This is a genomic window from Gammaproteobacteria bacterium, assembly GCA_035546635.1.
GTDB lineage: Bacteria > Pseudomonadota > Gammaproteobacteria > JAURND01 > JAURND01 > DASZWJ01.
On the sequence record DASZWJ010000034.1, the window covers coordinates 109,276 to 133,646 of the forward strand.

Sequence of the window (24,371 nt, forward strand, 5' to 3'; positions counted from 1 at the left end):
TAAATTGTAAATAATTTTCTATGCGTTAGATTAGAGTTAATTAATTTAGATCGAAAGGGGGTGTTATGTCAGAAGAAGTAGTAAGTGAACATACGGATCAGCTTAAAGTTTTACAACTTTTTTATAATACTTTGAGTAATCCAGAAAAAATTGATGATGCAGTTAAAGATTCTGAGCAAATACAATTTCGCACTCAGGAACATAGGGGTAGAGATCTTAAGCCTAGTAGCTATTCATTTGCCCAAAAAAATGGCTTTTTTAAAGAGTTTTCTAGAAAAGGTGGATTGTCAGTGTATGAGGCTGCTTTTGATGGCTATCAATCTGCAGGAACACAAATTAACGCTTTGGATGAGGTTATGGATGAAAGGGTAATAAAACAATTTCAGGAGATTTGTGATAATCTTGCAAAGACTGTAGCAGATTTAGAAATAATAGAAGTAGAAAAATTAACTTTTGAACCGGTGACGGAAACACAAGATTTAGATTCTGAAATAATAGAAACAAGCAAACTAACCTTTGAGCCCGATATAAGAAGAATAGCAGGTATTTGTAAGCGTTGCGGTGTGGATAAAAGAAATGATTTTGCAAGTTTAGTCATAGTTAACGCAGTGGTGGCTGATATTGGTAAACAAATGTTAAAAGAGCTACCTGCTTTTCCAGAAGCTCCAATACCTCCTCCAAAAAATATTTCCGAAACTCATCCAGATTTTCTAGAATTTATAAAGCAAGATCAGTCATATAGGGTTAAAGCCAATCAATATACTCAATTAAAGCAGAGGATAGAAGAAGATACCGAGTTGTTCGTGAAGCAGGTAATTGAAGAATTTAATGAAAAAAATGCGCCCCAACCAGGCATAATATTCTTATTTGACTCAACTGTTGAAGGTTTAAATTTTAGGCTTAGTCCTCAACTTAGTAGGGTTGTCCAAAATAAATTGAGAGAGCTTAACGGGTTAGAAAGTTATGTAGAACCAACAGAATTGCAAAGCTTAAGTCTAAATGAAGTGGGTGAAAAAAAATCGATTAATCAAGATATGCACCATCAGATTGTAAACGCTGATAGGAGAGTAAAGGGTGAGAGTATAGATTTTAGCTTATCTCCTCTTAAAGCAAGTGCAGAAGGAGCTATCATTAAGCCAAGTATAGATAATCCGGTGAGGCGAAAACTATCTTTCGAATTTACCAGTACTGATACTGAAAACATTAAATCTGCAAGCCATGGGGAAAATGAAGAAAAAATCAAACCAAAAGGTAGTCAGGCAGTAAGATTAGAAGAACTTGGAGCTTTTAGTACTAATTCTAAAAATAAAAAAAGAAAAAAGGAAAAAAAGAGCAAAGAAACTCTAGAAGCAGAATACTTATTAGGATTAAGTCATGTTGCTGATACAAGGGCTGAAGGTAATAGTACTTGCTTGATTAGTTAATTTATAAAGTTTTAATAAACATCTGTCGTCAATTAAAGAATGAGATGACCCATTTCAAACTAATTGACGACAGGAATAGGGAAGTTGCTTTCTTTTTAAATTTTTAAGCTTATAGTTGCTGCATTAACAACAGCAGCAATCCTCACGCAAGACTGCACACCCAGTTTGCTAATTCCCGCTTTAGTCAATTCATGCGCATGCGCGTCCATACACATCCCACAGCCATTCATTGCTGAAACCGCTAGACAATTTAATTCAAAATTAACTTTATCAATCCCTGGATTGCCAATCACATTCATGCGTAATTTAGCTGGCATCGCAGCATAGGATTTATCGCTGGCTAGATGAATAAAGCGGTAGTACACATTATTCATGGCCATGATAATCGTAGCGGCTTTGGCTGCTTCCAGTTCTTTTTCAGAGAGGTAATTTTCTGCTTGTGCTGTGATGGCAGTTATCACTTCTTTATTACCAGTCGCCAAAGCTGAAGAGAGTGCAATGCCGTAGATTTGATTTAAATTTAAATCCGGCGCGCCATCGATGCTGAGCACATTGATGAGATTCAGTTTGATGTCCTTTGCGTATTCGGGTAAGGCGTTTTTTAATTGTTCGATGTTCATGGCATACTCCTAAAATTTGAAAGGATTTCCTTCTCCCATCCCACAAGGGGATTCCCTTCGGTCACAGACGGGAGAAGGAAAAATGTATGTTTGCTGATTAAGCAACTACCAGCGTCTGTTCGCCTTTTTGCCAATTACACGGACATAACTCATCCGTTTGCAGTGCATCTAAAATGCGCAAAACCTCTTTGGGATTGCGTCCGACATTCAGATCAGTGACCATCACAAAGCGAATAATGCCTTGTGGATCGACAATGAAGGTTGCGCGTTGTGCTACGCCTTCGTTTTTATCCAGTATCCCCAAGGCACTGGATAAATCGCGCTTTACATCTGCCAGCATGGGAAAGGGTAGGTGCTGTAATTCTTCTTTATGCTGTTTCCAGGCTAGATGGACAAATTCAGAATCGGTGCTGACTCCTAGTAGTTGCGTATCACGATCGGCGAATTCGCTGTTTAAACGACCGAATTCAGCGATTTCAGTAGGGCAGACAAAAGTAAAATCTTTAGGCCAAAAGAAAATCACCTGCCATTGATACGCATAAGTTTTATGGTTTATATCCACAAAGGCATCTTGGATAGTATTTGAAATGACAGCTTTGACGTTAAAAGCAGGGAAAGTATCGCCAATGGTTAACATGTTTTTCTCCTGAAGTAGTGGGTAACGGTTGACAGCATAATCTGGATATGTCGATAATGATAATCGATTGTTTTTATATTTTTAATAAATAATATCTATTTAAGCTATGGCGTTCTTCCTGCTCTTGTCTGTGACCGAAGGGAATCCCCTTGTGGGATGAGAGAAGGAAAGTGTAAACGCTGTGAGGAGCATAAAATGAACTTACGTGACCTTAACTACTTAAGTGTTCTGGCCGAGCAAGGCCATTTTGGCAAGGCGGCAGCTAAGTGCTTTATCAGCCAACCTACCCTCAGTATGCAGATTAAAAAACTCGAACAAGAACTGGGGGTAGCATTGCTTGAGCGCAGCGGTAAATCGATTTTGCTGACCGAGGTGGGTCATCAAGTCGTAGAACATGCCCGAGAAATTTTACAACAGACTAAACAAATACGCGAAATCGCCGCAGCAGCCCGCGATCCCGAAGCAGGGGAATTAAAGGTGGGTATTATCCCAACTTTAGCGCCTTATTTTTTACCGCGCATTATTCCTCGCATCACTTCAGCATTTCCCAAGCTTAAATTATATTTATTTGAAGACAGAACAGCCCATTTAATCGCTAAACTTTCACAAGGAATTATCGATACGGCTATTTTAGCTTTGCCGATTATTGCGCAAGATTTAACTTCTTATCATTTATTTGATGAAGCATTCAGATTAGCTGTCCCTTCTGGACATAGTTTGGGTAAGAGAAAATTAATTAAACAGGCTGATTTGACGAATGAAAAGCTATTACTATTAGAGGAAGGACACTGCTTGCGCGATCAAGCATTGGCGATCTGTGCGACAGCCAATGCCCTGGAAAATAAAAATTTTCAAGGGACGAGTCTTGAAACGCTGCGGCATATGATTGCAGCTGGGATGGGGGTCACCTTGATGCCGGAATTAGCCTGTCTATCTCATGAGCAAATTAGCTATGTGGCGTTTTCAACTCCCAAACCGTCACGTGCGATTGGTATGTTATGGCGGACTTCCAGTGTGAAAATTCCACTGTTAATTGCCTTTGGCGCTTTGATTAGAAAAGTAATGTGCTAAAGTGTCTTTTAGCATATCGGGAATACCTGACCTCCGAGTTTGTAGATTAATACAGGCAATATCAACGCTGGCTTTGGCTATTAAATGATCTGAGTGTTTGAGGCGTAGTTCCTGGGCAATAATTAAGCGTGTGCCGGTGAGCTCAGCGATATTTGAAGTGACATAAAATTCATCTCCCGCTTTTAATGGCAATCGATACTTAATGGTAATGTCAGAAATAACCAGGGCAAAGCCAGCTTGATAGTATTGAAGGTGATCTACGCCTAGCGATCGAGCAAAGTCATTTCTACCTTGTTCAAAGTAATTCACAAAGGTCGCATGATTGACTATGCTTTGTGAGTCCAGTTCATAATCGCGGACTTTTGCTTCCCAGATGTATTGGATGTGATTCATGCTTGGATGCTCTTAGAGAAAAAAATCAGAGCTGACATTATCCAGGCATTTGTACATCAATTCAATTAAGCGAAATTATTTATTTACCCCAAAGCACGGGAATTATCTCAAATGGCTTCTTTAAGATTAGCAATTATTTTGGCAATGGCGGTAGCGCTTGGCCCTTTTGCCTTTGATACCTACCTACCTTCTTTTCCCAGTATTGCAGAAGGCTTGCATACCGATATTGATAATGTGGGCTACAGTGTCAGTGTTTATATCTTTGGCTTGGCTTTTGGTCAATTGATTGGCGGACCTTTATCTGATCGCTATGGGCGAGCAAAAATCATGTTAACCGGTTTGGTATTATTTTCAGTAGCCAGCATCATGATTGCTTGCAGCCATTCTCTGTCGGCATTAATTGTGTGGCGAATTATTCAATCATTTGGGGGTGGTTGGTGTGCGGTGAGTGTCCCTGCCATCGTGCGCGATCGGGTGGAAGGGCAGGAGGCGGCCAGATTATTTAGTTTAATCGCACAGATGATGATCGTGGCTCCAGCTATAGCACCCATGGTTGGCAGTATTATACTGACGGTAGCGAATTGGCGTGGAATTTTTGTATTTATAGCCGCTTATGCGGTGCTGGTCATTGTGTTATTGCGATTATATTTATTTTCTGAACCAGCGCCTATCAAACCGGTAATGGGTAAAATTACGTTTTTTTCCAGTTATGTTGCAGTGATAAAAAATCCGGTAGCGATTTATTTAATTCTGTTACAAGCGTTTGCTTTTAGTATTATGATGATTTTTTTGACGAATGCTTCATTTATTTATCAAGAATGGTTTGGGGTATCAAAATTTGTTTTTGCGGTGTTTTTTTTCTGTAACATTGCGATGATGGGATTTTTGGCTTTTATTAATCGTCTATTATTACGGCGTTTTGCGGCGTCTTTGTTGTTGTCTTTGGCGGTAGTGTTGCAGACGCTAGCTGTGCTGGTGTTGGTGGGCATTGTGTATTTTCATGATTATAAATTAATATTATTTGTTCCGGCATTAATGGTGACAGTGGGTTCAATGGGAGTCATATCACCCAACAATCAGGCCTGTTATTTGCAGTTTTTTAAACACAATAGCGCAACGGCCGCAGCGTTAATGGGCGCTTTACAATTAACTGTGGCGGGTTGCATGAGTGCGTTATCTGCTTGGATGGGTAATCACACCTTGCGTCCAATTGTGCTTTTAATGGCTTTGTGTGCGACTTTATCGCTGCTAATGATGTTAAGATCTATTATAGTCTTACGGAAAAATAAATTAATTGAAACCGGATTGTAGAAAAAACTATTTAGTTTATTCAATTATAAGCTATAATTTAAAGCGTTAACTTAAATAAAAGGAGTTTATTTTATGATTAGAGGTTTAAAAGGAAAATTGCTTACCTTGAGTGCTGTCGTTGTATTAAGTACATTGAGTACCACGGCCTTTCCGTCGAACTCAGCTAACCCAGGAAGTGATGAAGTATATAATCCGCAAGTGGTTGGACAAATTTTTAAATCTGCTGAAGCCAATAATAATTGGAAGTTGGCATTTTTAACAGGGAAGAATGCCCAAATCGTCTTCATGAATGTCTCTCCCGCCACAAATCCGCAAAATGAAATTGGCATGGAAACCCATCCATTTGACCAAGTGATTTTACTGGTTCAAGGAAGCGGAAAAGCACTATTAAATGGCAAGGAATCAGCGATAAAGGCTGGTGACCTCATATTTATTCCGCAGGGTATCCAACATAATATTATTAATTCTAATCCGAATCTTCCGTTAAAATTAATTAGTTTTTATTCCAATAGGGATATACCTGCTAATGCAGCTTATAAGACTAAAGCTGAGGCTCCTTGAAGTTATTTAAGCGTGATGGTGCCTTTTTCAGTCACCACCAGGCGAGAAGCGAGTGTGGCATGGGCTAAAACTTGTAATAAATCATTTTTAGAAAATGCCACACACCCCGCAGTGGGTTCATAATTATCTTCCGACGTTTGTCTGGCAATATGCATAAAAACCGCGCTGCCTTTACTCGGCCGTACGGGATTATCATTGTATCCCAGCGCGACAATGATATCGTAAAGATCATCATCCTTATGCCATAAGTTTTCATGGGGAGGGACTTTTGTTCTATCGAATGTGGATAATTTGATGTATTGATTATAATAAGGAGAAGCCGGGTCATCACACCAGCCATCATCGGGTGTCAGGGGTTGGACGCTGAAACCCCGCTCTTTTAACTGAGTTAACGTCGCAAGCTCGGGTGCAGTTAATTTATCTTCACGATAAAAAACGCGTCGCAAGGCGAAGCTTCCCGCCGGTGTTGTATTATCCCCTTCTTGTTTGTGCGCGCAAACGCCGTTTTTGCCTATACTGCAGGGATAGCTGTGTCCAGTAGCCAGAGTGCATACTAATACAGTGGTGATCGCGTGCAAACTATAAGCCTCCTTGGGTTACTAAAAAGTTTAACTAGTTTGTAACTACTCACCCCTTTTTTCAAGGGAGAGTAAGCAGTGCAGAGTATGAATTTTAAATTAATCTATCTCATGTAGACAGTGCATAAAATCTGTAGTCTTAATTAATTCAATCAGCATTAATTTCGTGCGACAACCCAATTTAAAGCGCATTCTACTGCAATAGTAGCCTATCGTTTTTGTCGATAGTTGCAAAATTTTACCAATTTTTGCATTGCTCAAACCTTTTAAGAAATGCACCATGCATTTGGCTTCTTGGTTAGTAAAATATACACCTGGATATTTATTTCCCAAATAATAACGTTTTTTTTCTGCAATATTTATTTTCGAAGTTGTGGTAAGTTTTTTAGTTTGTTCGGTTTTTTTGAAAAATTCTGGATAGAAAACTTCATGGGTCAAGTAAGGGTTTGATGTCGGTCTGATTAATTGGCTTAGGGCATAATAATCTGATATTTTTTTAGCCTGCATAAATACTCCTAGGTTTAATTAGTCACTGCTGTGCAAATTCGCCACGGTACTTAAGAGAGGTAGGTGACGGATTTGCATGAGAGGTGATAGTATACGAAGGGCACTTTGCTGTCAAATATTCGATTTGATTCGAATCAAATATTTTGTATTTTACAATTTATAAACTCATTATGGGTCAAAAATACGATATGCGTCGAAAATACACTAAAAAAGTGCTGGTCACAGATGAGAATTCAACGCCGGAGGCTAGGGCAGAACGGCTGAAACGTGTGCGGAATATGGCTAATTTAACGCGAGAGCAAATGTGTCATGATGGTGCTATTAACATCAATACTTATAAAGGATGGGAAGTGGCGCGTTATGGGGGGTTACCGGTTGATGGTGCTGAAAGGGTTGTGGTGCGAGTGCGGCAGGAAGGGGTGGTTTGTACAGCAGATTGGTTGCTATATGAGATAGGGGTAGGTCCTTATGTGATACCCGATTACAAAAGCGCTGCTGAGAAAGGTGGTAAACAGGCTTATGTGGTACCGGATAATGAAGAACAATTAATCACCAATGAATTATTGTTATTCAGAAAACAGTTTCCCGATGTGATTATTTACACTATCGAAGATGATGGTTTAAGTCCAATATTTGAGCCAGGTGATTTTGTCGCAGGTATTAAGTTGTTTGCAGATAATATCCATAAGGCGCTTAATAAAAATTGCATCATTCAAACGCAAGAGGGCAAGGTGTTGGCCAGAAAACTGCAGGAGGGCTCTAAAGCCGGTGTGTATATGTTGACGTGTTCTAATATTTATACTACTACCAAAATGCCAGTGCTTTATGATGTAGCCATTGTGAGTGCGGCACCAATTATTCGTTGCTATAAAAAAGCGTTATGAGAGGTAATTACTAATGAAGTTCAAGGATGGGTTCCCGCCTTCGCGGGAATGACAGTGCTTTTTTGAAAATGACGTTTTTTGTACGCATATTCTGCCAAAGTTTAATATTCTCTTAAGATTTGTAAAATACAATGAGCTGATAAGGGAAATAGTATTAGGATGTTAAGCATTAAATACCCCATTTAACAACATAAAGAGCCAAATTTATGCAAGATGATGCAAAAGAAATTGAATTAGAAAAGATAGCAGACCTAGATGCTAGAGGTTTAGAGCGTCTAATAGACAATATGGATTGTCATCAATTTGCACATTTTAATAAAGCAAAAGCTCAGGAACAAATTGAGCGTTATCGTCAAGACTTGTTTGCCGCAATTAATATAAGACTAGAACATAATCCTAGCGCCCAGTTTCATTTAAAAGCTAAGTTTCTGAGCAAAATTAGTGATTTTTTTCATGATCGTGGTTACGATGGCCTCTTGGAGAAAGATCAATATTTTCAACTAGGCATGCGAAAACTTGTAGAAGCTTATGGAAAGGATACCCTCCGCATGCCCAGTTCGCTTACAATTCGTGGAACTGGAGAGCAAGCTGAAAACTTTAGAATATTGGGCAAGTCTATAGATTCTTGGCTTAAACCAGATACATTTCTAAAATCAGATACAAATAATAGTTCTAAAAGTTTTGAAGAAGATTACCCGCGCGTAATTAATACTATTAAACACTCAGGGTTAACGGATAGCCAACAATATTATTTATCACTGAAGGCACTCTTAGCCCGCAATGAGGTTCAAAAAACATCAGGTGTTTCTGAGAAAGAAGCAACTGAACAGTTAAGTAAAGGCTGCGATCAGTTAATAAGACGATTCAGAGATGTGCCAAAGACTAGTTTTTCCGTTTGTAACTCATTTTTAAAAGACCAACCTAAGCGTGATGTTAGCGATACACCATTATCGTCCCGATCGAGTACAACGGGCACTTATGCTCGCATACAGAGCGCAACGTCCTCAAGCAAAGAACAGCTTTTGTCTAGTATGGCTGCAGCTCGAACACGTGGTAAGGCCAAATTAAAAGAAGAAGAGGCGGCAGAATTGGTTGCGTACTCAGCTGAGCGTTCTTCTCCTGACTCTTATAAGGACATGTTTAAGGCCGCAATCGAAAGCTCTCTACTCAGTTATGAACGGGAATTTAAAGATAGAATAACTAAAGAGATTGCTTCATCATCATCACCGAATGAGAGCGAAACTAAGCAAATAACAGCAAAGGTCAAATCAGAAATGGAAGAAAAAAGACGATCAGCGACTTGGATGGCGCCTGATACCGAAGAGTTAGTTAATAGCCCGTCTTCTCTTTCAAGAAATTGATCTATTATCTCAGAATAGTGTGGTGGATTTAGATACAAAGTGCAATTCCTTTTTTCCACAAGGGGGAAAGGTAGTGCTTAACCATATCATTACCCATAAATAGGCACTACTCCTTCTCCCCTTGTGGGAGAAGGTGCCGAAGGCGGATGAGGGGTGAGCCTGTTATGGCAATTCAACTCAAAGCCAACTCAAACTCACCCCTCATCCGCTCTAACGGGCACCTTCTCTCACAAGGGGAGAAGGAGTAGTGGCTAGTACACACATTTATCTATCGCTCAAGTAAGCCTGAAGCGTACCAATATCTTTGCGCCGTAAACTAAAGTCTTCTTTCTTAATAATCGCACTGAAATATTGACAGTTATTAAAACTGAAAGAGTTTGCAATGGGAAAAATATAATTACCCCATAGTGAAACGGGTAGTTTTTTTTCTATTTCAGAGAAGAGAAATAAAAGATGGGTTTTCGTTTCTAATTTTTTAAGCACTTCAATGTTTTCTTTATGGTATTTGGCCACGTCTATATCTTGTTGTAGCTTATCCATGCTCTTTATAACTAGCCAATAATTATGACCGGCTTTATCTAACGCCAAGTAACTGCCGGAGACATCCAATTGGTAGTATTCCACTATATTATTTTGTTTGACAAATTGCCTGAATAATTTCAAATAATCTTGAGAAGTTTTCAGTGTATTTTGCGGATCACCCTGCAAGGAGTTAGAGATATCTGAGAAATAGGCTAAGCGCATTTTTTTAATGTATTGATTGACTTCATCAAAAACATGGGTGGCATCTTTGGGTACAAACGCATCAATAATATCGTGATTAAGAGATTTCACAGCAATCTCATAACTGGCGTCGCCAGTGAGCATAATTTTTTTTATACGAGAGTTGGAGATTTTTTTACAGAATTCAACACCATTCATTTTTGGCATGGTGTAGTCGACTATGGCAATAGAGATATTGTTAAATCTCTGTTTTTGATAAATAAAATTGGATAGTTTACTGTAGTCGATTTTTTTTAGTGGATTTTCATCATCGTATTCATTGGAATTCACAAAAGTTGCTAAAGAAGATAAATCTTCAAAGACATTATTATTTTTGCTTAAAGCTTCTAAAGCGGCATGTGGGTTATCAAATATTATCACAGAAGCACTTTCATCTAAGGCTGAGCTGAAGTTTTCTAAAAAGCTTTGGTTGTCATCGACTATTAAAATATCAGTTGGCCAGTAAAATAGGGGTGCTGTTTCCATTTTAGTACCTTGGATTATGAATTTGAGATGGGTTTGTTTTTTAAATGAGCAACCGTAACATCTGCCAAGAGATTTAAATTGTTTATTTCTTTTTCGCTATTTTCCAGCAGCTTAGTTAGGATAGCTAGGTGTCTTTCAGGTATTTCTTGAGAGATGCGGAGGTTTGGTTTGGAAGCTTTATAGGCTTCGATCAATGTGGGTAAATATTTTTTGACACTGTTTATCCCTGCGCTAGTGGTTACTAGTGAAGTTTTAAGGTCATGAATAAATTTTAGCCAGGTGTTTTCTGGATTTTCAATTATCGGCATCAGGACCTTGTGAATGTGAATATATTCACCCCCTTTGCAAAGGGGGTGACGGTTTACTTAGGTATGATTTTTAATGTGTATACTGCCTATTATTAAATTTCAATTTAAAAAACTTCCATGCCTGATCCATAGAATCAAAGTCCGTCTCATTGACGCGGCTATTTTGCCACCTTAGTTTGGGCAAAGCAATGAAAAAACTTTCCACAAAGTTTTTCATGGTGGGACTGGATATGCTGGTTAAGTCTTTATAAGGTGATATATACAAGGCATCATTTTGCATTTTGCTGAGAAATTCTTTGCCAGCCATCACATTGGCTACACAAACAGTTGCAGGGTTATTGTTCATTGTGGCTAAAAGATCGGCAGAAATTAGAGATAATTCTGGGTGAATCAAGTAACGGTAATTTTTATATTTATTGTCTATGGCATAAATAGCAATGCCTGGCCAGGTATAGGCAAAGGCAAAATCTGATCGTCCGTAAATATCATTCAGTTCATTAGTTAAAAATAATTTTGAATTTTTACTGAGATTTTCAAATTTTTTCAACTCGGCCATTTTATCGATATTTTCTACATTTGTATTGAGCAGATAATAAACAAACATGGGGTCATCAATCATCACAACCGTGTTAGAGCCAGCTTTTTTAAATAGAGTAGAAATTGAGTCAGTATCAGAGAGATTTATGACTTTAGGATTCCATAAAAATCCTTCAATATTGAGCTGGAAGTATACGACATTGTGGGCATAATTTTGTTTTTCATAATTGGCTCTGACATTTTTTTCATAAGCTTTGGTGTTTTCGAATAGTTTGCTAGTATTTTTGGTGAGCTGTTTGGCAAACATTTGATAGTCAATATTGGGAAATATCACAATATCGTATTGGGTATTATGTTCTCGAAATCTACGGATAAATTCATCATTGGTATAATATTCGTCGTAGGAAATATTGACGTGACATTGGTTCATAATCATTTCATGTACCCAGGGGCTGGTTAAATAACCCCACCAGGTCAGTATATTGACTGGGGGGGTGCTGGGGGTTGATAGGGCGAGTAGTGGTGAAACTAGAAAAAGACAGAAGATGAAAAGTTTCGCTAATATAATGAGAGGTTTAATCATGAAAACTCCAGTTTTTATTGTTGATGTGACAGCTTAGAACGGCGGTTCTTTGCCGACTATTTCTTTAATCCAATACATGTCTTTAAATTGACTTTTCTCAAAACCTGTCGTCAAATACAGGTTTTGATAACCTTGTTCAAATAATTGTTTAGCTAATATTTCTCCGCGCATATCTTCAGAAAGGTAAGAGTCTATATAAATAGGTGTGTTTTTTGCATAATGTTTAATTGCTTGCAAAAATTCCTCTACGCGATTAAAAGTCATTACCTGTTTCCCACGCAGCTCGCCTTGTAATTTCCAGGTTTCAGTTAAAACTTTATTGTCATCTAAAATGATGATGGGTTCTTCAGTTGCGGGTTGAGCTGGTTGAAATTTTATGGCAATGGGCAGTGTGATGCTAATGGTGGTGCCTCGAGTTTCTTCAGATTCAATGGCTAATTGTCCTGACCATTGATTGATACATTTTGTGGCATGTGATAATCCCATGCCATGACCTTCAGGTTTAGTGCTAATGCCATCGTTTAGTACTTTATTTAGCAAATCGTGTGACATCCCACAACCATTATCTGCGATGATAATTTTAATGGTATCTGTATCTGAGATTAAACTGATATGAATCTGGCCTTTTTCTTTTAGTGATTCAACAGCATTATCCAATAAGTTAGAAATGACGCGCTTGAATTCTGAGGGATTGACATTAACTGCAATTTTAAGAGCATGGGGTTGAAAATTGAGATCAAAGTGAACGGTTTTATAATTGAATTGTATTTTCTTTTCAAGAACTAAACTTTCAATAATGGGTGCAATTACTTCAGGTTGCGTTGTGGTTAGAGCGGTGGTGTTTGTGGAAATGCTCTTTGGAGAACGCAATAAATTATTGGCTATGTCATTAATACGTAGCACGACATGCTGGATTATTTTTTTTTGTGTTTGGGTAAACCCAGATAGATCTTGGACTATGGTTTGTAATGCGGCCAGCGGTGAGCGGATATCATGCGCCAACTGTGATGCAATGCGTCCAATTTTCGCTTGTTGCTCACTGGTTAAAGCCGATTTATATTTTTCTTGCCAGCTAATTAATTCATTAGCGAGATAAGCTACTTCTTCAATAGGATACTCCACTTTGCGCAAGCCATCGCCGGATTTTAATGCAGTATTTAAAGTCATTAGTGGGGAAACGATATATTGTTGCGTAAGATAGTTGACGCGGCGCCGGTTCCAAAAGGCGAATATAATGAGGGCTAAAAATAATAATCCTATATCATAAAATATTAACCACTCTAATTGTTTGGTAATTTCAAGGTTAAGTTTCAAGCCGGTAGAAGACAGGATAGGAAAAGTGCCAAACGCTAAGTGTTTATCGATAAAGTCAATAGGTGTACATTTTGGACAATGATTGAGATTTAATTGAGATTTCAGCAAGGATTTTTCTAACAGGGCTTTATTAAAATATAAGGTTAATTGATACTTGCATTGACCGAACTGGGTATTGAGTAAGTTGCCGAGATAACATAATTTTAAAGTGACATTATCAGGACTTACTGTTCCATCTTGGAAGGAAATACTTTGAAACAAGTTATTACTATCTATATCCTGAATTTTTATCCCTTCAATGCCGCCGCTGAAATCTTTTAAAGTTTCCAGTAAAGATAGAAAATCAGGTAGAGTAGCGGTTTTGGTGCGTTCTCCAGAGTGCAGATAATCTAAAAAAATCGGTGATGAAGCGATGATGCTAATTTTCTCGGAGAGTTGTGATTGATAAGTGGCAAATAGGCCTAGCAAAATATGATGATTTAGATATTGTTTATTGAGTTGAGATTTGTAATTGAATACACTCAAAACTAAGGTGGCTAGACAAAATATAATGACTAAAGGTAAAAGCGCTATCTGATTAATAGATTTTTTTATATCACTTATGTTATGAATACCCATATTTTCTCCGTTGGGCGGCTATCATAAATGATACTAACATCGATTATTTGGATTTGTATATACCGTTATTTTTTTGTTTTCATCACGAGGTTTTCTTTTTTAATAAGGCCAGTGCCTGCTTGTAAACATTTTTTGTAGTAAAACCATAGTGTTCCATTAATGTTGCTGCGGGTGCGGATGCACCAAATTTCTCTACGCTAATCATCGCACCTTGTTCTCCAATATACCGCTCCCAACCTTGTGAAACTCCCGCTTCAACTGCCAGTCGCAATGGTACGGTAGGAGGCAGCACTGAATCACGATATTTTTGTGATTGCGCTGTAAATAATTCCCAGCTCGGCATGGAAACCGTGCGCACGGCAATGTTCTTTTTCTGTAATTCTTTTTGTGCTTGAACAATTAAGCTAACTTCTGAACCGCTAGCAATTAAAATAATGTCGGGTTTGCTTTTTGGCGCATCTGCCAAAATATAAGCACCGCGTCGCAAACCTTCGGCTGAGGCAAATTCCTTGCGATCTAGTGTAGGCACTGCTTGCCTGGTCAGCACTAATGCCACCGGCGTATGACGAGTTTCTATAGCGACTTGCCAGGCGATGGCAGTTTCATTGGCATCTGCTGGCCGGATCACAACGACTTTGGGAATGGCACGCAGGCTCGCCAGTTGTTCTATGGGCTGATGCGTTGGACCATCTTCGCCTAAGGCTAAACTGTCGTGAGTAAAAACATAAATCACTTGCAGTCCCATTAATGCCGCCAATCGCATCGGCGGGCGCATATAATCAGCGAAAGTTAAAAAGGTCGCTGTGAATGGAATAATGCCATTAAAAGTCGCCAAGCCATTACTAATTGCGCCCATCGCATGTTCGCGAACGCCATAATAAATATTGCGTCCGGCATAAGTCCAACCACCATCTACAGACCCTTGGGTGTCGCCTACGGCCATGTCAGGATTTTGAAAATTACCCAGGTTAATTAATTGCGTTTTCGTCGAAGGATTTAAATCAGCCGAGCCGCCAATAAATCCCGGCAGATTAGGGCTAAAGGCTTGCATGACTTTTGCCGAGGCATCGCGGGTGGCCATGCCTTTCTCATGGGCAGGAAATACGGGAATATTTTCGTTCCAGCCTAAGGGGAGTTCTTTATTCATTAAGTGTAAAAATTCACGTGCCAAATCTGGATATTTTTTTGCATAAGCGGTCAATCGTTCATTCCAGGATTTTTCTAATTTTCGCCCTTGTAGGAGGGCGTTATGAAAATGTTTGGTGGCTTCTTTGGGTATGTAAAAATTAGGTTCGATAGGCCAGCCCAAATTTTGTTTAGTCAGCTTAACTTCTTCTACACCTAGGGGAGAGCCGTGGGCTTCAAAGGTATCATGCTTATGTGGAGAGCCGTAGCCTAGATGGGTTCTGATAATAATGATTGAGGGACGTAAAGTTTCCTGTTGTGCATTTTTAATGGCTTGGTCAATGGCTTCTAGATCATTGCCATCTTCAATCATGTGCGTATGCCAGCCATAAGCATTAAAACGTTGTTGGCAGTCTTCAGTGAACGCTAGCTGGGTTGAAGCCGATAGCGTCATGTGATTGTCGTCATATAAATAAATTAATTTGCCTAGTTTTAAATGACCGGCGAGTGATGCTGCTTCTGCTGCGACGCCTTCCATTAAATCGCCATCGCTGACCAAAGCATAAGTAAAATGATCGATGAGATTGAAACCGGGTCGGTTATAACGTGCGGCGAGATAACTTTCAGCGATGGCCATACCGACGCCATTGGCAAAGCCTTGTCCCAGTGGTCCTGTAGTGACTTCAACGCCTGGGGTTAATTCACTTTCGGGATGGCCGGGTGTGATGCTGCCCCATTGCCTAAATTGTTTTATTTGTTCCAGGGAAACGGCATATCCGGTCAGATGTAGCAAACTATACAACAGCATAGAACCGTGTCCGGCGGAAAGCACAAAGCGGTCGCGGTTATGCCAATTAGGATTCTTGGGGTTGTGACGTAGATGCCGTGTCCATAGCACATAGGCCATTGGCGCCGCATCTAGGGGTAGGCCAGGGTGCCCGCTATCTGCTTTTTGCACCGCGTCGATGGAAAGTGTGCGTAGGGTATTAACGCAGAGTTGGTCTAAAGAGGAGGTTTTGCTGCGTTTCATGGTGTGGCTTCCTTGTTTGTGAATTTGTGTCCCTGTAAAAAGTCTTTCTTCCTTTCTCACCCCCTTTTTCAAGGGGGGTGAGGCAAAAGGGAGAGGATTACAGGGTCTAACTATCCCACTCAGTATGAAATATCCCATCCCTATCCAAGCGCCGATAAGTATGCGAACCAAAATAATCCCGCTGTGCCTGAATCAGATTAGCCGGCAGCCAGGCACTGCGATAACTGTCTAAATAGCTTAAGGATTGCGTCAATCCCGGTATGGCAATGCCGGCTTTTGTAGCCAAGCCAACGACCTGGCGCAAACCGTTCTCATGGCTTTTTAGCTGTTCTGCTAAATTAGCATCCAATAATAAGTTGGGTAAATCAGCATGAGCCTGAAACGCAGAGCGAATATCTTCTAACAAAGCTGCACGAATAATGCAGCCGCCGCGCCAGATGCGAGCGATATCTTCAAGATGTAGCTGGTACTGATATTTGTCGGATGCCACTTTAAGTAACGCCATACCTTGTGCATACACGATCAAAAGGCTAGCAAAGAGCGCCTGTTGTAATTGTTGAATCAAAAGAGTGGCGTCACTTGTGAGCTGAAAAGTCGGCGATGGATAAAGTACGCTGGCTTGTTGCCGTTCGCTAACAAAACCCGATAGATCACGCATAGCCACAGCAATATCAATGGTAGGAACAGGCACTTGTAATTCCATAGCGATTTGCGAAGTCCACATGCCGGTGCCTTTTTGTGCTGCAACGGGTGTAATCATATCAATCAGTGACTTTCCAGTTTTATCATCGAGTTTGCTGAAAATATGGCTGGTGATTTCTAGCAGGTAGCTGCTTAATTCTCCTTGGTTCCATAGGCTGTAAACCTCATGTAATTGCTGGTTAGTTAACCTAAGACCCAGTTTCATCAAAGCATAGGTTTCGCTAATCAGTTGCATGATGCCGTATTCAATACCATTATGTACCATTTTTACAAAATGACCCGCTGATCCTAGACCGATATAAGTCACACAAGGCTCGCCTTTGACTTTAGCAGCCACAGCTTCCAACAGGGGACGCAACCGTTCATAAGCTTCTTTAGGCCCGCCTGGCATCATACTGGGTCCGTGACGTGCGCCAGCTTCGCCGCCGGATACGCCCATGCCCATAAAGTGAATACCCTTGGCTTTTAAATCCTGTGCGCGTCTATCAGTATCTTTAAAATAAGAATTGCCGGCATCGATAATGAGATCGCCAGGTTGCAGTAGGGGTACAAAATCTTTAATGGCCGCATCTACTGGAGCACCCGCAGGCACCAGTAATATAATTGCGCGTGGCTTTCGTAGCGAATTGACAAAGGCTTGAATATCACCGGTGGCGTGAACATTATGCTCCTGTGATTCTTTAACAAGACTAGTCACTTTCTCGGCATCAATGTCGTAACCTGCAACAAAAAAATTATGATCGGCCATGTTTAATAATAAATTTCGTCCCATAACACCTAAGCCAACCATGCCAATTTCTGCTTGTGATTGATCTACCATGCTGTTTGTCCTTTTGGGTTTAAGTGAAATCACAACGATGTAGTTGTGTTGTGATGCTACCATTTTCTGCCATCTTAACTTTTCCTCTTGCGTTTTATCATTTCCAAAAGACAATGGGAAATTTTAAGGGGGAGTATCCCCCTTATTCTTAAAATAAAATATATTCACCGTGTCTTTTATCTCATAAAATGCATAATCTTTCATCTGGCATGAAGTGTTAAAAATCTCAATCTCAAACACGGTGAGTATATTCCCCCCGGCGTGCCATCCAATTACATTTAGCTTGATGCAGCAATGCTTTCTGCGCTTCAGAAACATTTTCTTCTTTGCCTTGCCAAATATCCATAGCCGGTTGCTGGATAGCGCGAGCAAACGAAAATGAAACTGCCCAGGGTAGTCGTGACTTGAATCTAATGTTCATCGCATTTAAACGCGCTGAAGCTAATTGGCTAGATTGGCCTCCTGATAAAAAAACAATACCTGGTACGAGTGCAGGGACAACTTGTAAGAAACAATTGATGGTGGCATCGGCCACTTCATCTATGCTTTCTTGTTTTGGGCAGTTTAATCCAGGAACAACCATGTTGGGTTTTAACAGCATCCCTTCCAGCAGGATGCGCTGGGTATGCAGCTGATTAAATACTGTATGTAACACTTTCTCTGTGACTTTAAAACATCGTGCCAGTGTATGGTCACCGTCCATCAGTACTTCGGGTTCAATAATCGGTACTAAGTTTGCTTCCTGACAGAGCCCAGCGTAACGCGCCAGTGCTTGTGCATTCGCTTCAATACAACCATAGCTCGGTATGTTATCGCCAATGGTAATCACCGCACGCCATTTGGCAAACCGTGCTCCCATTTGTACGTATTGCGCCAAGCGTGCGCGTAAACCATCTAAACCTTCAGTTATTTTCTCACCAGGGTGTCCTGCGAGGCTAACAGCACCCATATCCACTTTAATGCCAGGAATAATTCCAACATTTTTTAAGGCATTCGCAAAAGGTGTGCCATCTTTGGTTTGCTGGTGAATGGTTTCATCATAGAGAATTGCGCCGCTAATGTAATCGCTTAAACCAGGTGTCGTGACAATTAATTCTCGGTAGGCGCGGTGGGCTTCTATCGTTTGCGGAATACCGAGTTTGGCAAAGCGTTGGTTACAGGTGGTGGTGCTTTCATCCATTGCCAGTAGGCCTTTGTCATTGGCGACTAAGGCTTTGGCGGTGTTGATGAGTTCTTGTGTGTTCATAGTTGTCTCCTATTATGGCCTTAACATTTTTCCTTCTCCCACAAGGGGAGAAGGAAAAAAGCCACGGCTGTTAGAGGAATTACTCAGTGCCTAACCATCCCCCACTAAACCCCGCTCGCTTCAATCCATTAATAATAACCGGACAACTGCGCATTAAATTCCACAATAACTCAGTCCGGTAATTTTCTGTCATCAAAACAATTGGTCCTTGATTGATCCCATAATGCCAGGGTGATATCCAGCCGCAGAAATGAGATTTTTCAGGAAAGGTTCTATTAAACGTAGATCTAAAACCATAGCGATACTGCTCTTTGAGCTTTAATTCATAAATGTAATGGTCAATAACTGGCAGTACAATCTCAGGTGCAAACGGCAGTGAGGTGATAGCAGCCCAAGGGGCAAGTGTGCCATCATCAGGACCGTAAGGTACGCCGCGGGCAATGTAATCATAAAACTGTCGCTGGATGCCGTGGATTTTACACGTTACAAAACCTGGACCATCACTGGCGGTGATGCCAAAAGCACAGTCGCCATAACCGACAAAATCCAATGGGTTATTGATAGCATAGCGTTGTTGAACATAAGTCGCACGTCGGCTGTTTTCAAAATAGTCGCTGGCTTTTTCACGCATAAACGCATCTTGGATGTGGCGAAAATCCAGCCATACATGGGAGAGCTGATGCGTGAATAATGATCCGGCATATAAATAATCAAAGCCATAACATTGCTTCCATTCATAAGTTTTACTCCAGGCAGTATAGCTGGTTTCCGGTAGAGGAAAAGTAGGAGAACCGAGCCCCAGCACATAGAGCAGCATTGCTTCGTCATATCCTTCCCAGCGGTAGGGAAGAAAACCCGTTTCCGGCTTCCAACCATGGGTAACTGTTACTCCCTGGTTTTGTGCCCATTGCCAATCGGCGCGTTGATAAAGCGCATCGACTAACCGGCGGATTTCCTGTTCTTCTTTACTATTTCCGTTGAAATAAATGCCAGCAGTTAACATGCCTGCGAATAAAAAAGCGCTGTCGACGGTAGATAATTCACATCGCCAGGCACGTTGGCCGGTTTGCATATCGAGGAAGTGATAATAAAAACCTTTATAGCCGGTTGCATTGGGTTCGGTACCTTGGTGGCTGTTCCAGAAAAAACGCAAAGTATTGAGTGTGCGCTCGATTGCTGCATTACGTGACATGAAGCCGCGCTCGACAGCGATGGGATAGGCGGTTAAGGCAACGCCGGTTGCAGCAATGCTAGCCGGCCAATCCTCTTTGCTCTTATCCCTGATTAACCCATTAGCATGATTGGCTTCGTGTAAGAAATACTCGAAGGATTCACGTTGGAGTTTTTCAAGTTCGGCATCTAGGGTTGGTTTTTTAGTGGTCATGGATAACCGCTTTGTTTAGTGCATCATTCACTATAGTTTGTGCTTCTTTGATAATCTGTTGCAAATGTGTTTCACTTTTAAAACTTTCTGCATAAATTTTATAAATATCTTCTGTGCCGGACGGGCGTGCGGCAAACCAGCCATGTTCAGCAATGACTTTCACGCCGCCAATGGGCGCGTCATTGGCAGGGGCGTGGGTTAAAATGGATTGAATATTTTCACCCGCGAGTTCTTTATAATGAATCTGCTCTGCTGAAAGTTTTTTTAGTGAGGCTTTTTGCGCAGGAGTTGCTGGGGCATCAATGCGTAGGTAATGAGATACGCCAAATTCTTTTTCCAGGTCATGATAAATTTCACCAGGGTCGCGTTGCATCTTGGCGGTAATTTCAGCTGATAGTAATGCTGCGGTGATACCATCTTTATCCGTAGTCCATACGGTGCCGTCACGACGTAGAAAAGATGCGCCGGCACTTTCTTCTCCAACAAATCCTAATGTGCCGTCAAGCAGGCCGGAGACAAACCATTTAAAGCCGACGGGGACTTCATAAAGTTTGCGGCTAAGTTTAGTGCTGACACGATCAATCATTTGGCTGCTGACTAAGGTTTTCCCCACGGCCGCCGATTTTGCCCATTCTCGACGGTGCTGAAACAAATAATAAATAGCCACTGCCAGATAATGATTAGGCGGTAACAAACCCGAACTGCGTGTGACTATGCCATGCCGATCATGATCGGTATCACAGGCAAATGCATTATCAAAACGATCTTTTAAACTGATTAAACTTTCCATTGCATAGGGTGAAGAGGGATCCATGCGAATTTGACCGTCCCAGTCTACTGTCATGAAACGAAAGGTGGGGTCAACCGTTGTGTTGACTACGGTCAGATCGAGTTGATAGCGTTTGGCTATGGCCGGCCAATAATGCACGCCAGCGCCTCCCAGTGGGTCGACGCCCATACGGAGACCGGCGTTACGAATTACATCAAAATCAATGACTTGTTCGAGATCGTTCACGTAATGATTGAGGTAATCATGGGTATGGGTGGTGTTGGCGCGTAGGGCTTGTGAGAAGGGAATTCTTTTCACGTTTTTTAATTGATTGACCAGAAATTCATTGGCCTTGGTTTCTATCCATTGGGTAATGTTTTGATCTGCTGGCCCGCCGTTGGGCGGATTGTATTTAAAACCACCATCTTGAGGTGGATTATGCGAGGGCGTGATGACAATACCATCGGCGAGACCGCTTTCACGTTTGCGGTTGTATGTCAGTATGGCGTGTGAAATCACCGGAGTAGGCGTGTATTCATCTTGTGCAGCAGTCATGACTTCTACGCCGTTGGCCGCTAGTACTTCAAGTGCGCTGGCGAAAGCGGGTGTGGAGAGGGCATGGGTGTCGAAGCCGATAAATAAGGGACCTGTGATATTTTGTTCTTTGCGGTAAAGACAAATGGCTGCCGTGGTAGCGAGTATGTGCCATTCGTTGAAGGTATTGTCGAAGGAGGAGCCGCGATGCCCTGAAGTTCCGAAGGCAACGCGTTGTGCGGGTATGGAAGGGTCGGGTACTTGGGTGTAATAGGCGGTGATGAGTTTGGGTACGTCGACCAGCAGTGAGGCGGAAGCAGGCTTGCCGGCTAGGGGGCTTAAGTTGGGTGAATTCATGGGTTAATCCTTTTTTATTGCTCAAGCATTTCTTATAGCCTCGACTTTTTCCCTTCTCCCCTTGTGGGAGAAGGGAAAAAGCAACGGCTATTATAGAACTAAAATTCCCTTTAAAAATAATATAAGCTATTATATTTCAATGGGAATTAATAATGAAGGAGTATGAATGGTGACTCACCAATCAGTAGAATCAATACATCCACAACCCGCCCGTCCCTGCATACTGGTCATTTTTGGAGTGACCGGTGATTTAACCAAACGTCTGCTTTACCCCGCCATTTGCAATTTAGGCACGCAAGGATTATTAGATGAAAATTTCCATATTGTTGGTTTAGGCAAAGAGGATTACAGCACCCAAAGTTTTCGCGATGTGTTAACACAAGAGGTCGATAACTTTATCAAAGACTTAGCCACAAGAAATTTTGGTCTTGAACTCATTAAACGAGTTGATTATATCTCAGGAGATTTTAATGATTCCGGCGTTTATGTGGCATTAAAAAATAAACTAGAACAACTAAATCAAGAACAAAAAGCCAGTAAGAATTACTTATTTTATTGTGCAGTACCGCCTGAATTTATCGCTACGGTGGCAACTGAGTTAAATAAAGTCAAGCTATTGACAGAAGAAGAGGGTGTGTTCCGGCATCTGGTGGTCGAAAAACCTTTTGGACATGATTTAGCTTCAGCAAAAAAATTGAATGAAGAGCTACTATCCATAGTCGATGAATCGCAAATATTTCGTATCGATCATTTCTTGGGTAAGGAAACCGTACAAAATTTACTCGCCTTTCGTTTTTCCAACGGTATTTTTGAACCAATATGGAACCACCGTTATATCGATCATGTGCAGATTACCGTTGCGGAAACGTTGGGTGTCGAATTAAGAGGTGCTTATTACGAGCGTGCCGGCGCATTGCGCGATATGGTGCCTAATCATATTTTTCAAGTATTGAGTTTAATTGCGATGGAACCGCCGGTTTCATTTTCTGCCAATTATATCCACGATGAAAAATCCAAACTGCTGCATACCATCGATCAATTTACCCCAGAACAAGTATTGCAATACGCCGTGCGCGGCCAATATGGTGCAGGACTAATCAATGGCAAAGAAGTGGTCAGTTACCGAGAAGAAAAAAATGTCGATCCGCATTCCAATACTGAAACTTATGTGGCATTAAAATTAATGTTGGATAACTGGCGTTGGTTGCACGTGCCATTTTATTTACGCACGGGCAAGCGGTTGCCAGTTCGTACTTCGGAAATTATTATTCAATTTAAATCAGGACCTTCGGTTTTATTTGGTTCAGGACAAAACATTCAGCCCAACTTGTTGTGCATTAAAATTCAACCCGATGAAGGTATTTCCTTGCGCTTCAATGCCAAAGTGCCTGGTCCGTTGATGCAATTAGGTCCGGTGAATATGGATTTCAAATACGGGGATTATTTTGGTATTGAGCCGAAAACTGGGTATGAAACCGTGCTGTATGATTGCATGAATGGTGACCATACTTTATTTGCACGAGCGGAGATGGAAGAAGTTGCTTGGTGTTTGGTGCAACCAGTTTTAGATATTTGGAGTGCACTGCCGCCGCGCGATTTTCCGAATTATGTGGCGGGATCTTGGGGGCCCAAAGCAGCTGATGAGTTGTTAGAACGAGATGGTAGAAAATGGATACTGTAATTAATCATGCGCTTTTACATATTTTACCTGATGCCATCTCCTTATTTGAGGCTGCTGCCGAGGATTTTGCACAACGCGCCATCCAGGCAGTTTCTAAAAAACAGCAATTTAATGTTGTGCTTTCAGGAGGTGAAACGCCGCAACTTTTTTACGATACCTTAGTGAAAAATTCGCAAACAACCAAAATTCCTTGGCAGAAAATAAAATTTTTCTTTGGTGATGAGCGTTATGTTGCCGCTGATGATAGCGCGAGTAATTATCATTCGGCCTATGTGCATTTATTTTCTAAGTTACCGGTGTTGACTGAAAATATTTATCCCATGCCAACGGATTTAAAAGATCCAAGCCTGGCAGCTCTGCAGTATGAACAGACATTGCGTCAGGTGTTTAATAGTGAATTGCCGATATTTGATTTAGTCTATTTAGGATTAGGAGCCGATGCACATACGGCTTCATTAATGCCGAATAGTGAAGTGGTGAAAAATTATATTGAAGTGGGTACCAGCAAACTGGTTGAGGCATTATGGGTTGAGAAATTGCAGATGTATCGCCTCAGCTTGACGCCGCCTGCGTTGAATAACAGTCAATGTGTATGTTTTTTAGTGAAAGGCGAGGATAAAGCACCGGCAGTTAAAGAGGTGTTGCGTGGTTCATTTGACCCATCGCAGTTTCCGGCACAATTGATCCGCTGTGCTGGAGGAGAGACGATTTGGTATTTGGATGAGAAAGCGGCGCGGAGCTTGTTACGCGAAACTAATGAATAATTAA

22 protein-coding genes are annotated in these 24,371 nt (G+C 41.0%); 8 read left to right on the top strand and 14 right to left on the bottom strand.

Going from position 1 to position 24,371, the window contains the following annotated elements:
• Window positions 1–65 precede the first annotated feature (65 nt).
• Complete coding sequence (locus VHE99_09870) at window positions 66–1,424, top strand: hypothetical protein (protein HVV69318.1); 1,359 nt, start codon at window positions 66–68, stop codon at window positions 1,422–1,424.
• 95 nt (window positions 1,425–1,519) lie between these two features.
• Here VHE99_09870 and VHE99_09875 read toward each other — a convergent pair whose 3' ends face one another.
• Together VHE99_09875 and VHE99_09880 are read right to left on the bottom strand one after the other, a co-directional pair.
• On the bottom strand, window positions 1,520–2,044 hold the full coding sequence (locus VHE99_09875) for a carboxymuconolactone decarboxylase family protein (GenBank protein HVV69319.1): 525 nt from the start codon (window positions 2,042–2,044) through the stop codon (window positions 1,520–1,522).
• 97 nt (window positions 2,045–2,141) lie between these two features.
• On the bottom strand, window positions 2,142–2,681 hold the full coding sequence (locus VHE99_09880) for a peroxiredoxin (protein ID HVV69320.1): 540 nt from the start codon (window positions 2,679–2,681) through the stop codon (window positions 2,142–2,144).
• Window positions 2,682–2,876: 195 nt separating this feature from the next.
• On the opposite strand from VHE99_09880, the gene VHE99_09885 reads away from it, so the two are divergent.
• Window positions 2,877–3,752, top strand: a complete 876-nt coding sequence (locus VHE99_09885) for a LysR substrate-binding domain-containing protein (GenBank protein ID HVV69321.1) — start codon at window positions 2,877–2,879, stop codon at window positions 3,750–3,752.
• Here VHE99_09885 and VHE99_09890 read toward each other — a convergent pair.
• The gene (locus tag VHE99_09890) at window positions 3,711–4,145 is read right to left on the bottom strand and encodes a thioesterase family protein (protein ID HVV69322.1); all 435 of its coding nucleotides are present in this window, start codon (window positions 4,143–4,145) and stop codon (window positions 3,711–3,713) included. The two genes, VHE99_09885 and VHE99_09890, sit on opposite strands and share 42 nt — an antisense overlap.
• A gap of 111 nt (window positions 4,146–4,256) precedes the next feature.
• On the opposite strand from VHE99_09890, the gene VHE99_09895 reads away from it, so the two are divergent.
• Both VHE99_09895 and VHE99_09900 read left to right on the top strand, forming a co-directional pair.
• A complete protein-coding gene (locus tag VHE99_09895; GenBank protein HVV69323.1) occupies window positions 4,257–5,456 on the top strand; it encodes a multidrug effflux MFS transporter in 1,200 nt (399 codons plus the stop codon).
• 72 nt (window positions 5,457–5,528) lie between these two features.
• A complete protein-coding gene (locus VHE99_09900; GenBank protein ID HVV69324.1) occupies window positions 5,529–6,017 on the top strand; it encodes a cupin domain-containing protein in 489 nt (162 codons plus the stop codon).
• A 2-nt stretch (window positions 6,018–6,019) separates the two neighbouring features.
• On the opposite strand, the gene VHE99_09905 is transcribed toward VHE99_09900, so the two are convergent.
• Together VHE99_09905 and VHE99_09910 are read right to left on the bottom strand one after the other, a co-directional pair.
• A complete protein-coding gene (locus VHE99_09905) occupies window positions 6,020–6,595 on the bottom strand; it encodes a L,D-transpeptidase family protein (protein ID HVV69325.1) in 576 nt (191 codons plus the stop codon).
• A 99-nt stretch (window positions 6,596–6,694) separates the two neighbouring features.
• Window positions 6,695–7,102 carry a LuxR C-terminal-related transcriptional regulator gene (locus VHE99_09910; GenBank protein ID HVV69326.1) on the bottom strand — a complete coding sequence of 136 codons (408 nt, stop codon included), beginning with the start codon at window positions 7,100–7,102 and terminating at the stop codon, window positions 6,695–6,697.
• A gap of 170 nt (window positions 7,103–7,272) precedes the next feature.
• On the opposite strand from VHE99_09910, the gene VHE99_09915 reads away from it, so the two are divergent.
• Together VHE99_09915 and VHE99_09920 are read left to right on the top strand one after the other, a co-directional pair.
• The gene (locus tag VHE99_09915) at window positions 7,273–7,986 is read left to right on the top strand and encodes a hypothetical protein (GenBank protein HVV69327.1); all 714 of its coding nucleotides are present in this window, start codon (window positions 7,273–7,275) and stop codon (window positions 7,984–7,986) included.
• A 206-nt stretch (window positions 7,987–8,192) separates the two neighbouring features.
• The gene (locus tag VHE99_09920) at window positions 8,193–9,347 is read left to right on the top strand and encodes a hypothetical protein (protein ID HVV69328.1); all 1,155 of its coding nucleotides are present in this window, start codon (window positions 8,193–8,195) and stop codon (window positions 9,345–9,347) included.
• 264 nt (window positions 9,348–9,611) lie between these two features.
• Here the strand turns inward: VHE99_09920 and VHE99_09925 are convergent, their stop codons facing one another.
• The 9 genes from VHE99_09925 to pgm form a co-directional block, all read right to left on the bottom strand.
• Window positions 9,612–10,595 carry a response regulator gene (locus VHE99_09925; protein HVV69329.1) on the bottom strand — a complete coding sequence of 328 codons (984 nt, stop codon included), beginning with the start codon at window positions 10,593–10,595 and terminating at the stop codon, window positions 9,612–9,614.
• Between the two features lie 14 nt (window positions 10,596–10,609).
• On the bottom strand, window positions 10,610–10,903 hold the full coding sequence (locus tag VHE99_09930; protein ID HVV69330.1) for a hypothetical protein: 294 nt from the start codon (window positions 10,901–10,903) through the stop codon (window positions 10,610–10,612).
• A 70-nt stretch (window positions 10,904–10,973) separates the two neighbouring features.
• Window positions 10,974–12,023, bottom strand: a complete 1,050-nt coding sequence (locus VHE99_09935) for a hypothetical protein (protein ID HVV69331.1) — start codon at window positions 12,021–12,023, stop codon at window positions 10,974–10,976.
• Between the two features lie 33 nt (window positions 12,024–12,056).
• Window positions 12,057–13,955, bottom strand: coding sequence for a HAMP domain-containing sensor histidine kinase (locus VHE99_09940; protein HVV69332.1), 1,899 nt, complete (start codon window positions 13,953–13,955; stop codon window positions 12,057–12,059).
• An 82-nt stretch (window positions 13,956–14,037) separates the two neighbouring features.
• Window positions 14,038–16,110, bottom strand: a complete 2,073-nt coding sequence (gene tkt / locus VHE99_09945; GenBank protein ID HVV69333.1) for a transketolase — start codon at window positions 16,108–16,110, stop codon at window positions 14,038–14,040.
• Between the two features lie 106 nt (window positions 16,111–16,216).
• Window positions 16,217–17,632 (bottom strand): NADP-dependent phosphogluconate dehydrogenase, encoded by a 1,416-nt coding sequence (gene gndA / locus VHE99_09950; protein ID HVV69334.1) that lies wholly within the window; start codon window positions 17,630–17,632, stop codon window positions 16,217–16,219.
• A gap of 232 nt (window positions 17,633–17,864) precedes the next feature.
• Window positions 17,865–18,878, bottom strand: a complete 1,014-nt coding sequence (locus tag VHE99_09955) for a class I fructose-bisphosphate aldolase (protein HVV69335.1) — start codon at window positions 18,876–18,878, stop codon at window positions 17,865–17,867.
• A 79-nt stretch (window positions 18,879–18,957) separates the two neighbouring features.
• Window positions 18,958–20,262 (bottom strand): glucoamylase family protein, encoded by a 1,305-nt coding sequence (locus VHE99_09960; protein HVV69336.1) that lies wholly within the window; start codon window positions 20,260–20,262, stop codon window positions 18,958–18,960.
• The gene (pgm, locus tag VHE99_09965; GenBank protein ID HVV69337.1) at window positions 20,252–21,922 is read right to left on the bottom strand and encodes a phosphoglucomutase (alpha-D-glucose-1,6-bisphosphate-dependent); all 1,671 of its coding nucleotides are present in this window, start codon (window positions 21,920–21,922) and stop codon (window positions 20,252–20,254) included. The genes VHE99_09960 and pgm overlap by 11 nt, the downstream gene beginning before the upstream one ends.
• A gap of 166 nt (window positions 21,923–22,088) precedes the next feature.
• On the opposite strand from pgm, the gene zwf reads away from it, so the two are divergent.
• Complete coding sequence (gene zwf, locus VHE99_09970; protein ID HVV69338.1) at window positions 22,089–23,603, top strand: glucose-6-phosphate dehydrogenase; 1,515 nt, start codon at window positions 22,089–22,091, stop codon at window positions 23,601–23,603.
• Window positions 23,591–24,367 carry a 6-phosphogluconolactonase gene (pgl, locus tag VHE99_09975; GenBank protein HVV69339.1) on the top strand — a complete coding sequence of 259 codons (777 nt, stop codon included), beginning with the start codon at window positions 23,591–23,593 and terminating at the stop codon, window positions 24,365–24,367. Before zwf ends, pgl begins: the two co-directional genes overlap by 13 nt.
• Window positions 24,368–24,371: the final 4 nt, after the last annotated feature.